This is a genomic window from Paenarthrobacter ilicis, from assembly GCF_016907545.1.
Taxonomy (GTDB): domain Bacteria; phylum Actinomycetota; class Actinomycetes; order Actinomycetales; family Micrococcaceae; genus Arthrobacter; species Arthrobacter ilicis.
This window is the reverse complement of record NZ_JAFBCD010000001.1, coordinates 2,373,263-2,386,297: the sequence shown is the minus strand read 5'-3', so window position 1 is coordinate 2,386,297 and position 13,035 is coordinate 2,373,263. Positions and strand designations below refer to the sequence as shown.

General features: G+C 63.5%; 12 protein-coding genes. 10 read left to right on the top strand and 2 right to left on the bottom strand.

What is annotated here, in order from left to right; translation table 11 throughout:
• Position 1: 1 nt before the first annotated feature.
• Positions 2-721, bottom strand: a complete 720-nt coding sequence (locus tag JOE60_RS10890) for an IclR family transcriptional regulator (protein ID WP_014922101.1) — start codon at positions 719-721, stop codon at positions 2-4.
• A 162-nt stretch (positions 722-883) separates the two neighbouring features.
• Here JOE60_RS10890 and leuC point away from each other — a divergent pair, with 162 nt between their 5' ends.
• The 6 genes from leuC to JOE60_RS10860 all read left to right on the top strand — a co-directional run bounded on the left by leuC (position 884) and on the right by JOE60_RS10860 (position 7,450).
• Positions 884-2,335 carry a 3-isopropylmalate dehydratase large subunit gene (gene leuC / locus JOE60_RS10885; RefSeq protein ID WP_167262821.1) on the top strand — a complete coding sequence of 484 codons (1,452 nt, stop codon included), beginning with the start codon at positions 884-886 and terminating at the stop codon, positions 2,333-2,335.
• Between the two features lie 10 nt (positions 2,336-2,345).
• Positions 2,346-2,954 carry a 3-isopropylmalate dehydratase small subunit gene (gene leuD, locus JOE60_RS10880; RefSeq protein ID WP_167262819.1) on the top strand — a complete coding sequence of 203 codons (609 nt, stop codon included), beginning with the start codon at positions 2,346-2,348 and terminating at the stop codon, positions 2,952-2,954.
• Positions 2,955-3,154: 200 nt separating this feature from the next.
• A complete protein-coding gene (gene murA, locus JOE60_RS10875) occupies positions 3,155-4,480 on the top strand; it encodes a UDP-N-acetylglucosamine 1-carboxyvinyltransferase (RefSeq protein WP_167262817.1) in 1,326 nt (441 codons plus the stop codon).
• 11 nt (positions 4,481-4,491) lie between these two features.
• Positions 4,492-5,265, top strand: a complete 774-nt coding sequence (locus tag JOE60_RS10870) for a lysophospholipid acyltransferase family protein (RefSeq protein ID WP_167262815.1) — start codon at positions 4,492-4,494, stop codon at positions 5,263-5,265.
• Positions 5,262-6,314 carry an NAD(P)H-dependent glycerol-3-phosphate dehydrogenase gene (locus JOE60_RS10865; RefSeq protein ID WP_167262813.1) on the top strand — a complete coding sequence of 351 codons (1,053 nt, stop codon included), beginning with the start codon at positions 5,262-5,264 and terminating at the stop codon, positions 6,312-6,314. The genes JOE60_RS10870 and JOE60_RS10865 overlap by 4 nt, the downstream gene beginning before the upstream one ends.
• 2 nt (positions 6,315-6,316) lie before the next feature.
• The gene (locus JOE60_RS10860) at positions 6,317-7,450 is read left to right on the top strand and encodes a D-alanine--D-alanine ligase family protein (RefSeq protein ID WP_338112506.1); all 1,134 of its coding nucleotides are present in this window, start codon (positions 6,317-6,319) and stop codon (positions 7,448-7,450) included.
• Between the two features lie 91 nt (positions 7,451-7,541).
• On the opposite strand, the gene JOE60_RS10855 is transcribed toward JOE60_RS10860, so the two are convergent.
• Positions 7,542-8,051, bottom strand: a complete 510-nt coding sequence (locus tag JOE60_RS10855; RefSeq protein WP_167262810.1) for a DUF3515 family protein — start codon at positions 8,049-8,051, stop codon at positions 7,542-7,544.
• A 65-nt stretch (positions 8,052-8,116) separates the two neighbouring features.
• On the opposite strand from JOE60_RS10855, the gene thiL reads away from it, so the two are divergent.
• From thiL to rsmD, 4 genes are read left to right on the top strand one after another with little or no spacing between them, the layout of a single operon-like run.
• Positions 8,117-9,130, top strand: coding sequence for a thiamine-phosphate kinase (gene thiL, locus JOE60_RS10850; protein WP_167262808.1), 1,014 nt, complete (start codon positions 8,117-8,119; stop codon positions 9,128-9,130).
• 22 nt (positions 9,131-9,152) lie between these two features.
• Positions 9,153-10,190 (top strand): DAK2 domain-containing protein, encoded by a 1,038-nt coding sequence (locus JOE60_RS10845; protein ID WP_167262807.1) that lies wholly within the window; start codon positions 9,153-9,155, stop codon positions 10,188-10,190.
• Positions 10,180-12,435, top strand: coding sequence for an ATP-dependent DNA helicase RecG (locus JOE60_RS10840; RefSeq protein ID WP_167262805.1), 2,256 nt, complete (start codon positions 10,180-10,182; stop codon positions 12,433-12,435). Before JOE60_RS10845 ends, JOE60_RS10840 begins: the two co-directional genes overlap by 11 nt.
• A 33-nt stretch (positions 12,436-12,468) precedes the next feature.
• Positions 12,469-13,035 (top strand): 16S rRNA (guanine(966)-N(2))-methyltransferase RsmD, encoded by a 567-nt coding sequence (gene rsmD, locus JOE60_RS10835; RefSeq protein ID WP_167262803.1) that lies wholly within the window; start codon positions 12,469-12,471, stop codon positions 13,033-13,035.

Below are 13,035 nucleotides of genomic sequence, written 5' to 3'. Positions count from 1 at the left end.
GCTAGTCGTTGTTCTTCCGCAGTGCCTCAGTGAGCACGCGGGCTGCGTTGCACACTACCTCGGCGTGGAGGCGGCCGGGCTGGCGGGTGAGGCGCTCAATGGGCCCGGAGATGGAGACGGCGGCGATCACCCTCCCGGAGGGGCCGCGCACAGGAGCGGAAACCGACGCAACCCCAGGCTCGCGTTCGCCGAGGCTCTGACCCCAGCCCCGGCGTCGTACTCCTGCCAAAACGGTGGGGGTGAACCTGGCGTTCTGCAGTCCTTCAAGGAGGCGGTCATGATCTTCCCAGGCCAGCAGGACCTGCGCTGCCGAGCCGGCTTTCATGGAGAGTTGGGTACCCACGGGAATAGTGTCCCGAAGTCCGATGGGACGTTCCGCGGAGGCAACACAAACCCGCCAGTCACCCTGGCGTCGGAAGATCTGGGCGCTTTCTCCGGTAGCATCGCGAAGTTGGATGAGAACGGGGCCTGCTGAGGCGATCAGGCGGTCCTCCCCGGCGGCGGACGCCAGCTCAACAAGGCGGCTGCCCAAAACGAACCGCCCCTGGATGTCCCGGCTCACCAGCCTGTGGTGGACCAAGGCCAGCGCGAGCCGGTGCACGGTAGGCCGGGCCAGGCCCGTGGCCGCAACAAGTTGGGCAAGAGTGGTGGGTCCTGCCTCGAGCGCATCGAGCACTTGTGCCGCTTTATCAATGACACCGACTCCACTAGAATTGTCCATGTAATGATATTGCCGTCTCAATATCTGAGATGCAAGTTGTTTCGCTGGCCTCTTTCAAGGCCGTCCTGATTCAGTAGAGGCAGAGATTGTGGATTCCTGCCCATCAGCGGATCCTCATGAGCCATCGGATAACCATCCAAAACGCAGTGAAGGGAGCAGGCCGTGGGAAAAACACTGGCCGAGAAAGTCTGGGACGCGCACATCGTGCGCAAGGGTGAAGGCGAAGGAGCCAACGCCCAGCCCGATCTTCTCTTCATCGACCTGCACCTGGTCCATGAGGTCACCTCGCCGCAGGCCTTCGAGGGTTTGCGGCTGGCCGGACGTCAGCTGCGGCGCGTGGACCTGACCATCGCCACCGAGGACCACAACACGCCGACGCTGGATATCGACAAGCCCATTGCCGACCTCACCAGCCGAACCCAGATTGAGACGCTGCGCGCCAATTGCAAGGAGTTTGGCGTCCGCTTGCACTCCTTGGGTGACAAGGAACAAGGCATTGTGCACGTGGTGGGTCCCCAGCTGGGGCTGACCCAGCCTGGCATGACCGTGGTCTGCGGCGATTCGCATACCTCCACGCACGGTGCGTTCGGTGCCCTGGCCATGGGCATCGGAACCTCCGAGGTGGAGCACGTCATGGCTACCCAGACGTTGTCGCTGAAGCCCTTCAAGACCATGGCGATCAACGTTGAGGGCACTCTGCGTCCGGGCGTCACCGCCAAGGACATCATCCTGGCTGTCATTGCGAAGATCGGCACGGGCGGCGGCCAGGGCTACGTGCTGGAATACCGCGGCTCGGCCATCCGCTCCTTGTCCATGGATGCCCGGATGACCATCTGCAACATGTCCATCGAGGCCGGCGCGCGGGCAGGCATGGTTGCCCCGGACCAGACCACCTACGACTACATGCAGGGACGCCCCCATGCGCCCGAAGGCGCAGACTGGGACGCCGCCGTCGAATATTGGAACACCCTCCACACCGACGACGACGCCGTGTTCGACGTCGAGGTGGATCTTGACGCCGATACGCTGGAGCCCTTCGTGACGTGGGGGACCAACCCGGGACAAGGCGTTTCGCTTTCCGCAAAGGTGCCCTCTCCCGAGGACTTCGGCGACGAAAATGCGAAGGCTGCCGCCGAGCGCGCCCTGCAGTACATGGGACTGGAAGCCGGCACCCCCATGAAGGACATCCGCGTGGATACGGTCTTCCTGGGATCCTGCACCAACTCCCGTATTGAGGACCTGCGTGTAGCCGCAGACATCATCCGTGGCCGAGAAAAAGACCCCAACATCCGCATGCTGGTGGTTCCGGGGTCCGCAAGGGTCAGGTTGGAAGCCGAGGCCGAGGGGCTGGACAAGGTCTTCAAGGAATTCGGGGCCGAATGGCGCTTCGCCGGCTGCTCCATGTGCCTGGGCATGAATCCCGACCAGCTGGAGCCGGGAGAGCGCTGTGCGTCCACCTCCAACCGGAACTTCGAAGGCCGTCAAGGCAAGGGCGGCCGCACCCACTTGGTGTCCCCGGTGGTGGCTGCTGCCACGGCCGTCCGCGGCACGCTGAGCTCACCGTCGGATCTTGAATCCGCGTCCGCGGGCACATTGACCGGCATCGCAGTCTAGGAGGATTCCCATGGAAGCATTTACCACCCACACCGGCATCGGCGTGCCCCTGCGTCAAAGCAACGTGGATACCGATCAGATCATCCCGGCCGTGTACCTGAAGCGCATCACGCGAACGGGCTTCGAAGACGCCCTGTTCGCCGCGTGGCGCAAAGACGAGTCCTTCATCCTGAACCAGGCCCCGTTCTCCTCGGGATCCGTGCTGGTTGCCGGCCCGGACTTCGGTACGGGATCCTCCCGCGAGCACGCCGTCTGGGCACTGAAGGATTATGGTTTCAAAGCCGTCCTGTCGTCCCGGTTCGCCGATATTTTCCGCGGTAACTCCGGCAAGCAGGGCCTTTTGGCGGCGCAGGTGTCCCAGGACGATATTGAACTCATCTGGAAGGTCCTGGAGAACGCCCCGGGCACCGAGGTAAAGGTTGACCTGGTCTCCAAAACGGTGGAGTGCGGCAATGTTGTTGCACCCTTCGAGATCGACGACTACACCCAGTGGCGGCTGCTGGAAGGGCTGGACGACATTGGCCTGACCCTCCAGCACGAGGAAGACATCACGGCTTACGAGGCGACCCGCCCGTCATTCAAACCAAAGACCCTCCCCGCTAAGGTCGACTCCCACTGACACGCTGAATCTTGCCTGCTGTTCATAACCGCCGGGCCCTCTCAACGAGGGTCCGGCGGTTCTTTTTTGGCGCGCACCCCTGTGAGCAGGAACGTCGCGGCGCGGGGCGGATGCATTTCGGTTCGGTAACACGAGCTTCTATGCTTAGTTGGAGCCTTTGTTAGTTTGGGGGGCGAGTAGTCGTGAGGAAACCGGTATAGATGAGTAGTGTTCTGACAATCCGCGGTGGCGTCCCCCTGACGGGACGAGTGACCGTTCGCGGTGCCAAGAACCTGGTGCCCAAAGCCATGGTGGCTGCGTTGCTGGGCAGCGAACCATCGGTGCTCCGCAACGTGCCGGAGATCAAGGACGTGGAGGTTGTCACCAGCCTTCTGCAGCTGCACGGGGTTACCGTGGCAAAGGATCCTGAGACGGGCGACCTGACTCTTGACCCCACTGGAGCGCAGACCGCGTCCAGCACCGCGATCGACGCCCACGCGGGCGACTCGCGGATTCCCATTCTTTTGTGCGGGCCGCTGATCCATGCCATTGGCGAGGCCTTCATCCCTGACCTTGGCGGCTGCAAGATCGGCGACAGGCCGATCGACTACCACCTTAACGTGCTGCGCCAGTTCGGCGCAGTGGTGGAGAAGCGCCCCGGCGGGATCCATATCTCAGCGCCCCACGGCCTCCAAGGTGCCAAGATCTCGCTCCCGTACCCGTCGGTGGGAGCCACGGAGCAGGTCCTGCTCAGCGCAACCCGCGCCGAAGGCATCACGGAGCTCATTGGAGCAGCTACCGAGCCGGAGATCATCGATCTCATTGCCGTGCTGCAAAAAATGGGCGCCATCATCAGCGTCCAAACGGACCGCACCATCCGTATTGAGGGCGTCAAGAACCTCCGCGGCTACAACCACCGGGCGCTGGCAGACCGTAACGAGTCAGCCTCCTGGGCTTCGGCGGCCCTGGTCACCCGCGGCGATATCTTCGTCGAGGGTGCGTCCCAGCGGGACATGATGACGTTCCTGAATACCTACCGCAAGGTGGGCGGCGGCATGGACATCGGCGACGACGGCATCCGCTTCTACCACCCGGGCGGCAAGCTCTCCCCATTGGTCCTGGAAACGGATGTGCACCCCGGCTTCATGACGGACTGGCAGCAGCCGCTGGTGGTGGCCCTGACCCAGGCCGAGGGAGTCTCGATCGTCCATGAGACGGTGTACGAGAACCGCTTTGGTTTCACCGAAGCCCTGGCCCGCATGGGTGCCAGCATCCAGGTCCACCGGGAGTGCCTGGGAAGTGTTCCCTGCCGGTTCGGCCAGCGGAACTTCCTTCACTCGGCAGTGATCTCCGGACCCACGCCGTTACGCGGGACCGACATCGACATCCCCGATCTCCGGGGCGGCTTCAGCCACCTCATTGCTGCCTTGGCCGCCACTGGAACCTCCCGGGTGACGGGCATTGACATCATCAACCGGGGCTACGAGCGCTTCACCGGCAAACTTGCCGGCCTCGGCGCCGATTTCGACATCACCACCACCAAGTAGCGGGGGATCCTGTGAAGGAACCGGCCAAGAGCCGCGCCACGTTCATTCTCCTTGCGGGGCTGGCCCGTCCGCTGATGAACCTCTTGATGAGCAAAAAGTGGGAGGGCTTGGAGAAGTTGCCCGAGGGCGGCTTCATCGTGGTGCCGAACCATTGCACGGAGATTGACCCCATCGTGGTGGGCCACATGGTGTACAACCAGAACCGCCCGCCGCACTTCCTGGCAAAGTCGGGCCTTTTCAAGGTTCCGGTGTTGGGCGCGCTGCTGCATGCCACGCGCCAGATTCCCGTTGAACGCTCGACGGCGGGCGCCAACCGCTCGCTGCAAGTGGCCAAGGAGGTGGTGGACGCCGGAGGCGCCATCATCATCTATCCCGAAGGCACCCTGACACGCGATCCCGATCTTTGGCCCATGAAGGGGCATACGGGTGCCGCGCGGCTTGCCCTGCAGACCGGAGCGCCAGTGGTACCTGTTGCGCATTGGGGTGCCCATGAGGTCTTTCCCCGGTATGCCAAGAGGTTCCACCTGTTCCCGCGGAAGACTGCCCGCGTCCTGGTGGGAGACCCCGTTGATCTGGGTTCCTTCCGGGACAGGCCGTTGGATCGGGCAACCCTCACGGAAGCCACGGAGGTGATCATGGACGCCATCACCGGGCTTTTGGAAACGCTGCGCGGCGAAAAAGCTCCTGCTGAACGGTGGGACCCTGCGCTCCACCAGCAGACCAAGCATGGCCGTTTCGCGGACGGGAAATCCACGGACGAAGCCGGTCCGGAGGGCGGCAAGTGAGCCTGCTTGAAACCCCGGGTTTCAGCCCGGCAAAGGTTGCTGTCCTGGGTGCGGGATCATGGGGGACGACGTTCGCCAAAGTGCTCGCCGACGCCGCTGCAGCCACCGGGGTGGAGCGCAGCGTTTGTCTTTGGGGCCGACGCCCTGAAGTGGTGGAGCAGATCAACTCTGTGCACCGCAATGAGCAGTACCTCAAGGACATTGAACTGCCCCACACCGTGGCAGCATCCACCGACGTGGCTGAGGTGCTGGCCGAGGCGGAACTGGTTGTCCTGGCAGTGCCGGCCCAGTCCCTGCGGCCACAGCTGGGGGAGTGGAAGGCGCTTCTTGCCCCCAACGCCGTGGTGGTGTCCCTGATGAAGGGCCTGGAGTTGGGGACCGATGCCAGGATGAGCGAGGTCATCGCCCAGGAACTGGGCCTGCCCGAGTCCCGGGTAGCCGTGGTTTCCGGACCGAACCTCGCTATGGAAATCGCCCGGGAGCAACCCACCGCCTCCGTGGTTGCCTGCACCGACAGCGACACCGCTGCGTCAATAGCCCTGTGTTGCACGGCCCCCTACTTCCGCCCCTACACCAGCACCGACGTCGTCGGAGTTGAAATAGGCGGAATCGTCAAGAACGTCATTGCCCTGGCTGTGGGTATCTGCGAGGGCCGGCAGATGGGTGACAACACCAAGGCTTCCGTCATCACGCGCGGACTTGCTGAAACCTCCCGGCTGGCTCTGGCCTTGGGCGGGGAAGCGCACACCATGGCAGGGCTGGCAGGGCTGGGCGATCTTGTGGCCACGTGCTCGTCGGCTCTTTCACGCAACCACACCGCCGGCCGGCTGCTCGGTGAGGGCCTCAGCCTCGAGCAAGTGGCCCTGAAGATGACCCAGACCGCCGAAGGCATCAAGTCCGGCCCGGCTGTCCATGAGCTTGCCGGCAAGCTCCATGTGGAAATGCCCATCACTGCGGCTGTGGTGGCGGTTCTGGAAGGTCGAATGTCCGTTGATGACCTGGGCCCACGACTCCTGGCCCGGGCACTGAAGTCCGAAGGCGACTACTGATAGTGACTGAACTAAACAAACCAGCAACAGGGCGCCCCCGGGTTGCCGTCCTTTTCGGTGGTCGCTCCAGCGAACACGCTGTCAGCTGCGTGACGGCCGCCGGCGTCATGGGTGCCATCGACAGGGACAAATATGACGTCATCCCTATCGGAATCGCCAAGTCAGGGCAGTGGGTCCTTGCATCGGGGGATACCAGCCAGTGGTCCTTGAGTTCGGCGGCCCTCCCGGAGGTTGCACCGTCCGGACAGACAGTCACCCTTGCCGAGGTGGGCGGCGAACACCAACTGATAGTGACCGAGCCCAACGCCGTTCCGCAGGAGCTTGGCTCAGTGGACGTGGTTTTCCCATTGCTTCATGGACCATGGGGTGAAGACGGAACCATCCAGGGTTTGCTCGAATTGTCCGATACCCGCTATGTGGGCGCCGGTGTGCTGGCATCGGCCGTGGGCATGGACAAGCACTTCATGAAGGTGGTTTTTGAAGCCGCCGGGCTCGCTGTGGGGCCTTACATTTCCGTCACGGACCGCGAATGGGTAACCGACGCAGAGGCCGTGCGGAAAAAGGTGGACAAACTGGGCTTCCCGGTGTTCGTCAAGCCCGCCCGCGCCGGTTCGTCCATGGGTATCTCCAAGGTCGATTCCCTGGATGGACTGGATGAGGCCATCGAAGAAGCCCGCCGCCATGATCTGAAGCTCGTCATCGAAGCTGGAATTATTGGCAGGGAAATCGAGTGCGCCGTTCTCCAGGGCCGTGGCACTGAGGCGCCGCGGACGTCCATGCCTGGAGAAATTGCCGTAGCTGCCGGTGAGCATCAGTTCTACGATTTCGCCGCCAAGTACGTTGAAGATGGCGCCGCCGCGCTCAGCTGCCCCGCGGATATGCCGGACGAAGCCATTGCGCGGGTAAGGGACCTCGCTGCGGTTGCCTTCGACTCGGTGGGTGCCGAAGGCTTGAGCAGGGTGGACTTCTTCTACACACCCGCCGGAGAACTCATCATCAACGAGATCAACACCATGCCGGGGTTCACGCCCAAGAGCATGTACCCCCAGATGTGGGCCGCCTCAGGGCTGGGCTATGCAGAGTTGATTGACGAGTTGATCCATTTGGCGTTGACCCGCAAGACAGGCCTGCGCTGACCCGAAAACGCGCTGACCTGAAACCGCGCTGACCTGGAAACTGCGTTGGCCGCATCAGGGCCATGGCCCCCTTGCTGTATCAGCGAGGGGGCTATTTGCTGCCCGGAAGATTCTGCAGGTCCTCTTGTCCCACACACTTGCCGGTGGCCTTGATCTTCCCCACTGCCGCTGCGAGTTCCGTCAGGACCGTGGCTGAGCTGATGTTGGCGGATTCAAGCTTGACCGGATCAACAAGTATTTCCGTGGCCGGCTGGCGTCCGAAGGTGGTCAGGGTGTAAACGGGATCACCTTCCTTGATAACCCAGTCGATCCCGTTGACACTGACGCAGCGGTCGGTGGTGGGACCCGGGACGTTGACACCGCAGCGAAGGATAACCTGCGAAGGGTCACCCCAGGCGGCCGTCGCCTGGCTGTTGGTTTTTCTCAGGTTCGCATCGCCGATCTTGTCGGGCAGGGCAACCATCATGGGGGCGCATGCGGGATTGGCGGCATCGGCGGCCGCGGTGACGTCCACGGTGGGAGCACATGCGGAAAGCGCCGGAACTGCTGCAGCAGCAATGAAAATGGCCGCGGCAGAGCGACGAAGCGAGGTGTGTTGCATGGAACCAGCCTATCCCGCGGGTACCCCGGCACTATCCTGTCGGGGGTTCGCGATAGCGTAGTTCCGTGCTTGTTGAACAACTGACAGTCCAGGACCTCACGGAGTCGCAACTCCTGGCCCGGATCTTCCCGCGTTTGAGCCAGGGGTCCGGGGTGTTGCTGGGGCCGGGCGACGATGCCGCACTGCTGGAATCACCTGATGGGCGGACCCTCATCTCCATCGACACCCAGACCCAGGACCAGGACTTCAGGCTGGTATGGAACAACGGCTACCGCACCACCGGGTTCGACGTCGGGTGGAAAGCGGCGGCACAGAACCTCAGTGACATCAATGCCATGGGAGGCACGGCAACCTCGCTGGTGGTAAGCCTGACCATGCCTCCCGGCACTCCCGTGGACTGGGTGGAGTCATTCGCGGATGGGTTGACTGCTGCCATCGAGCAGTTGGGCGCAGTTGGTTGTTCGGTGGCCGGGGGGGACCTTGGCCGGGGCCGCGAAATTGCGGTCACTGTGGCCGTCGTCGGGACCCTCAACGGGATGCCACCGGTGGTGCGGTCGGGCGCCCAACCCGGTGACACCGTGGCATTGGCGGGAACCCTCGGCAGGGCGGCCGCGGGACTGGCCCTTTTGGAAAGTTCCGTGCCGGTGGCGGACCTCCCGCCGGAGTTGCTGGCCCTGGTCAGGAACCAGTGCCGGCCCCAGCCTCCGCTGGCAGCTGGACCCTTGGCTGCCCGTGCCGGGGCAACGGCCATGCTGGATGTTTCGGATGGCCTCCTGAGGGATGCTGGCCGGATCGCCGCGGCCAGCGCAGTGGTCCTTGACTTTGATCCCCTGGCGCTGGGAAGACTTTCCGTGCTGCTGCGGCCCGCCGCGGAGATACTGGGTGTAGACGCCATGGAGTGGGTACTGGGCGGTGGCGAGGACCACGGCATTCTGGGGACCTTCCCGGCTGGAATTCAGCTCCCGGAGGGCTTCACTGCGATAGGCTCGGTGCAAGCCGTTGTCGAGCCACCAGGCAGCGGGGTCCGGATTGCCGGACAATCTGCTGACACCGTTGGATGGGATCACTTTGCAGACTAAGATCGCCGCGAACGCGCATGCCATGAAACGTTGGCTCAGCAAGGCGGAAGTGGTTCTGGGGAATCACAGCGATCGCCTGAACGCGATCAACATCTTCCCCGTAGCCGATGGGGATACCGGCACCAACTTGTATCTCACCGTCCGTGCGGCTGTGTCGGCCATCGGTGAAGCCGCGCCCGACGCTGCCGCAGCAACCACGGATGTTGGAGCAGTTCTCTCCAAGGCCGGCCAAGCTGCCATGGAGCAAGCACGCGGCAACTCAGGAACGCTCTTTGCCGTTTTCCTGTGCGCGGCTGCCGAACCTTTGGCAGGCAAAACGCGGCTCAGCGCGCCGCTCCTGGCAACCGCGCTGAACAGGGCGCAGATCCGTGCGTGGTCAGCCCTCAGCGAACCGGTGGCCGGAACCATGCTGTCAGTACTGGAAGCTGCGGCCCACGCCGCCCAGTCCGTGGAAGCTGCCCAAAGCGGTGATGACAGCAACCACGCCTTGGGTCTGTCCCTCGACGCAGTGGTGGATGCCGCTTACAAAGCCGTGGTCCGCACAGAGGGCGAACTCTCACAGCTGCAGGAGGCCCGGGTAGTGGACGCAGGGGGCGTTGGAATGCTCTTGGTCCTGGACTGCCTCCGCTCGGCCGTCCTGGGCGAGGAACTCCAGGATGATCTCTTGGACGGGTTGCACGGCTACAAGCTGCAGGACCCCCATATCCACGAGCACATGCCGGCCGACGACGGCGTGGAAGTCATGTGCACCATCAGCCTGTCACCTTTGAATGCGGCCATCCTCCGGCAGCGTTTGGATGAGATGGGTGACTCCGTGATCATGAGTCAGGTGGGCGGTGTCCAAAGTTCCGATGACGACGACGAGTCCGTGATGGAGGCAAGCTACCGCTGGCGGGTGCATGTCCACGTTCCGGACCCGGCGCCGGCTGTCGAGCTCATCCGTTCGCTGGGCGAGCCCACGGATATCGCCGTCAGCCAGCTTTCCGTTGCGTCCGGCAACGAAGCTCCGCCCGCAACGCAGCCGGCATCCGGCACTGGCTCCCTGCAGCATGGACTCTGAGCTTGAACTGCCCCTCGAACGCAGGATCGGTAAACGCTCTGCCGGAGTGATCGAGAAACATCTGGGCTTGAAGAGTGTCGGGGCACTGCTGAACTATTTTCCCCGCCGGTACCTGAGCCGCGGGGAGCTGACACCCATCAGTGAGCTTCCCTTGGACGAGGAAGTCACCCTGATCGCCCGCGTGGTCTCCAACAGCACACGCCAGATGCGTGCACGCCGCGGATCCATCACGGATGTTGTTGTCTCGGACGAGGTAGGTGGCAGCAGCACGCCTGGAACGCTCAAGCTCAGTTTCTTCAATGGCTTCCGGGCCAAATCGGAGTTATTGCCGGGCCGCCGCGCCATGTTCTCCGGAAAGGTGTCACGCTATGGCGGCGCTTTGGGTCTGACCAACCCTGATTTCATCCTGTTGGACGAGGACCCCGGTGCGGAAGGCTCCATGGATCCGGAGAAACTGGCTGCCATGCCCATCCCCGTGTATCCGGCCACTGCCAAGCTCACCAGTTGGTCCATCCACAAAGTCATCAGTGCGCTGCTCCAGACAATTGATCTTGACGCCATGGTTGACCCCCTTCCCCCCGCGATGGTGGGCAGGGACGGTCATGTGGGTGTCGCCGAGGCTTACCGGTTGATCCACATGCCGGACGTGGCGCGTGACTGGCAACGCGCGCAAGAGCGCTTCCGTTACCAGGAAGCACTGGTTCTTCAAACCGCCTTGGCCCGGCGACGTGCGCAGTTGGCTGCAGAAGAAGCCACCGCCCGGCGTCCACTGAGCGGCGGATTGTTGAGCGGCTTCGACCAAAACCTGCCCTTCACCCTGACGGCGGGGCAGTCCGCTGTGGGCGCCACCCTCGCCGAAGAACTGGCCAGGGACACTCCCATGAACAGGCTGCTCCAAGGAGAAGTGGGGTCCGGCAAGACCATTGTGGCCCTGCGCGCCATGTTGCAGGTGGTGGATGCCGGTGGGCAGGCCGCACTCCTGGCTCCCACGGAGGTGCTCGCCGCGCAGCACTTCCACTCCATTCGCAAAACCCTGGGTTCACTGGCCAAGGACAATCTGTTCGCGGGATCAGGCATGCTGGGCGGCGGGTCCGGCGGGAATGGCGTCCAGGTCACGCTCTTGACGGGTTCCATGCCCACGGCCGCCAAGAAACAAGCCATGCTCGATGCAGCCTCGGGCAATGCGGGAATTGTGATCGGCACCCACGCGCTCCTGAGCGACAAGACCAGTTTCCAGGACCTCGGCCTGATTGTGGTGGACGAGCAACACAGGTTTGGTGTTGAACAGCGGGACGCGCTGCGTGCGAAAGCCCAGCGGCCACCGCATCTTCTGGTGATGACGGCCACCCCCATTCCACGGACCGTGGCCATGACTGTGTTCGGTGATCTTGAGACGTCCATTCTGGATGAGCTGCCGGCGGGCAGGGCGCCTATCTCCACCCACGTGGTGGGTCTGGCGGAGAATCCCGGCTGGGTGGACCGTATCTGGAAGAGGTCCAGGGAGGAAGTCGACGCCGGGCACCAGGTTTACGTGGTGTGCCCGAAGATCGGCGATGACGACGACGGCGATTTCAGTCCCGGCGAAAACGAACCCAGCGATGCTGAACTGTCAGACGAGGGGCCGGCGAGGGAACTCGCGTCGGTGACCGCCGTCGTCGAGAGTCTGGTGCAGGAGCCGGCCCTGTCCGGTGTTCCCGTGGCCCCGCTTCATGGGCGGCAGGAGCCGTCGCTGAAGACGGACACCATGGCTGCGTTCGCGGCCAATGAGACCAAGATCCTGGTGTCCACCACAGTCATTGAAGTGGGTGTGGATGTTCACAACGCCACGCTGATGGTGATCCTGGACGCCGACCGTTTTGGGATCTCGCAGCTTCACCAGTTGCGTGGCCGCGTGGGCCGCGGCGGATTGCCGGGAACGTGCCTGCTGGTCACCACTTTGGAGCGCGGACACCCGAGCCGGCGGCGGCTCGATGCCGTGGCATCCACCACTGACGGTTTCGAATTGTCCCAGGAGGACCTGAAGCTGCGCAGGGAAGGCGATATTCTGGGGGCTTCGCAATCAGGCGGCCGCTCCACCCTGAAACTGCTGCGGGTCCTGGAGCACGAGGACGTTATTGCCCGTGCCCGCGCGGATGCCCAAAAGCTGGTGCAGGAAGATCCCACGTTGATTAACCAGCCGGGCCTTGCAGCCGCGATCGATGAGTATTTGAACCCGGAAAAGGAGGCGTTCCTTGAACGCGGTTAGACATCCATGGCCGGCCCTGCGCCGGGGTACCCCATGAGCCGGATCATTGCCGGAGTTGCCGGTGGAAACCCCTTGACCAGCGTCCCCGGGACGGCCACCAGGCCCACCACGGACAGGGTCAAAGAGGCACTGTTTTCCCGGTTGGAATCGCTGGCGGTCATCGACGATGCGCGGGTGCTGGACCTGTACGCCGGGTCGGGTTCCCTGGGCCTGGAGAGCGCCAGCAGAGGTGCCCGATCGGTGGCCCTGGTGGAGTTTGATGCCAAGGCCAGTGATGTTTGCCAGCGCAACGCCGGCATGGTTAACCAGATTTTGGGGCACAGGAGAGTGTCGGTTCACCGTTCCAAGGTTGAGTCCTACCTGGAACGCGCCGGCGACCGGGACGCCTGGGACCTCGTGTTCCTTGACCCGCCTTACCCCCTGGATGAGGAGGCCCTCACCGCAGTGCTGACCAAGCTCGCCCCGCATCTGGGGGAGGGCGCCGTGGTGGTGGTGGAGCGGAGTTCGCGCAGTCCCGAACCAGCGTGGCCTGAAGCGATGGAATGCTTTGCCGACAAGAAGTACGGCGAAACCACGCTGTGGTTCGCAGAGCCCGCCTGA

Coding starts and splice junctions, on each gene's coding strand:
- JOE60_RS10840 (WP_167262805.1), top strand. CDS start 10,180: ATGGACTCTGAGCTTGAACTGCCCCTCGAACGCAGGATCGGTAAACGC.
- JOE60_RS10845 (WP_167262807.1), top strand. CDS start 9,153: ATGAAACGTTGGCTCAGCAAGGCGGAAGTGGTTCTGGGGAATCACAGC.
- JOE60_RS10855 (WP_167262810.1), bottom strand. CDS start 8,051: ATGCAACACACCTCGCTTCGTCGCTCTGCCGCGGCCATTTTCATTGCT.
- leuD (WP_167262819.1), top strand. CDS start 2,346: ATGGAAGCATTTACCACCCACACCGGCATCGGCGTGCCCCTGCGTCAA.
- JOE60_RS10890 (WP_014922101.1), bottom strand. CDS start 721: ATGGACAATTCTAGTGGAGTCGGTGTCATTGATAAAGCGGCACAAGTG.
- murA (WP_167262817.1), top strand. CDS start 3,155: ATGAGTAGTGTTCTGACAATCCGCGGTGGCGTCCCCCTGACGGGACGA.
- rsmD (WP_167262803.1), top strand. CDS start 12,469: ATGAGCCGGATCATTGCCGGAGTTGCCGGTGGAAACCCCTTGACCAGC.